This is a genomic window from Moorena sp. SIO2C4 (genome assembly GCF_010672485.1).
Taxonomy (GTDB): domain Bacteria; phylum Cyanobacteriota; class Cyanobacteriia; order Cyanobacteriales; family Coleofasciculaceae; genus Moorena; species Moorena producens.
In genome coordinates, this window is the sequence record NZ_JAAHGN010001253.1 from 1 (window position 1) to 1,976 (window position 1,976).

1 protein-coding gene and 1 pseudogene are annotated in these 1,976 nt (G+C 43.2%); both read left to right on the plus strand.

The annotated features are described in order from the left end of the window. Positions 1–377 (plus strand): annotated as a pseudogene (locus F6K20_RS36260) (hypothetical protein); the annotation flags it as partial. Between the two features lie 64 nt (positions 378–441). Next, the gene (locus F6K20_RS36265) at positions 442–1,758 is read left to right on the plus strand and encodes a D-arabinono-1,4-lactone oxidase (protein ID WP_008184937.1); all 1,317 of its coding nucleotides are present in this window, start codon (positions 442–444) and stop codon (positions 1,756–1,758) included. The last annotated feature ends 218 nt before the right edge of the window (positions 1,759–1,976 follow it).

Sequence of the window (1,976 nt, forward strand, 5' to 3'; positions counted from 1 at the left end):
GACGTCACTCCCTGCGTCATGGTCGACGTTTTCAACATCGTCGCGCACATCCCTTCGGCCTCGAACTCCGAGGGCGACATCATGCTCACCGCGCACCTCGACGCCACGGGACTACGCAACGACCCGGTAAATCAGGTATAGCTAAACTATTTGTATCTATTTACTCAACTCAGCTCAGGGGAGGGTATCTTCGCTTTCAAGCACAATACTTGCGGCGAATCAGACTTCCTCAGTGGCAAAGTATTTCAGAGAATCTTCAAAGAATGCTAATAGAAGCAGCAAACACAGGAGATCTTAACCTTGGAAACTATGCAGTGTCTGAAATTTATGGATTGACACCAAAGGAGCGAGCTGTGATTAGAGATAACCAGATCTAAATAAGCAATGAGTATCCTATGCTATAATATATAAAAACCATTACAAGATTTTTCATAAATTAATATGTCAGTTACTTGGTCAAATTGGAGGGGTAATGTTTCTTGCAACCCCAAAAGTATTGTCGAGCCGTCTTCTAACGAAGATCTCAGGAAAGTTCTTGCCATGGCTCGAACCGAAAGGATGAAAGTTAAGGTTGTTGGTTCGGGACACTCATGGTCAGAAGCTGCATGCACCGATGGTGTTCTTGTATCCTTGAAGCGACTAAACCGAGTAATCGAGCTAGACCGAGAACGGGGCACCGTTACTGTCGAGCCAGGAATAACACTAAACAGCTTGAATCAATACCTAGACCAACACGGCATGGCCTTGGAAAACCTGGGAGCAATTACAAAGCAGACTATTTCTGGTGCCATAGCAATGGCTACCCATGGAACAGGAGACAAGAATGGCTCACTGGCCAGTGCAGTGGTCGAGCTGGAGCTAATGAAAGCATCCGGGGAAGTTGTCCGCTACCAACAAGATAATCCCACATTTTATGGAGTATGTGTCAACTTGGGTGCCCTTGGTATTATTACTAGATTAACGCTTCGTTGTGTACCTACATTCTTCTTGCGAGATGTTCAACAACCGATGTTAACTTCCGTGCTCAGAAAAGAAATAGACACACTAGTTAAAGAAAACGATCATTTCCAATTCTTTGAATTTCCCCACACCTCACGCTCCTATTGGTTTAAGTTTAATAAAATGGATGAGCCGGTTACTCCCATGCCATTCTGGAGACAATTCCTAGACGACCTATCTAGAACTATATCTAGATCCGGCAATGGAATCGGTGACTGGATTACCAGAAATTTTCCTGCTCTAATTCCTATCATCTTTAGAGTAGCTTTTTTTACTAATCTACGGGGATTAAACCGTTGGGATAAGAGCTTTAAGATCCTCGCCTTTGAGAATATTAATTTCACCTATTCCGAGTTAGAGTATGCCATACCAAGGTCAGCTACAATCAAAGCTCTGGAGCAAATTCACGAGATGATAAAAAAACAGGGATTTAGGATAAACCTACCAATATCAGTTCGATTTGCTAGTTCCGAAGAGCATTGGTTAAGCCCACTGTATCAAAGAGAGTCTGCTTATATTAGCCTTAACTTATCAGGGTCAGATTTTAAGGTGATTGAAAACTATCACCGGGAAGCCGAAAAGATATTATTAGAGTATGGTGGCCGTCCCAACTGGGGCAAGCACTTTTATTCCAATCGGGAATATCTTCGCTCACAATACCCACGTTGGGATGACTTCGCTCTGCTTATGAAAGAATTTGATCCTGATCGACTTTTTTCTAACCCCTTCCTCGACCGCCTCTTCCCTTTTGATGTATGATTGGCTCAAATCGGTTGGGAGTTCGTTTCACAGCCGGGGTTTCTTCCATACTCTCTAATATCATTTCGGGATAATTACCCTTAATAAAAATGTAAGCATTCAGCCGTCAGCTATCAGCTTTCAGCTGTCAGCTTTCAGCTTATCGGCTACGCGCATATGCTTACAAAATCTCGAACTATTAAATTCTCCCGTTTGAGGTTGATCTTAAGCTGACGGCT

What these genes read in the sequence shown, in the direction of transcription:
- F6K20_RS36265 (WP_008184937.1), top strand. Translation starts at nt 442, where the DNA reads ATGTCAGTTACTTGGTCAAATTGGAGGGGTAATGTTTCTTGCAACCCC.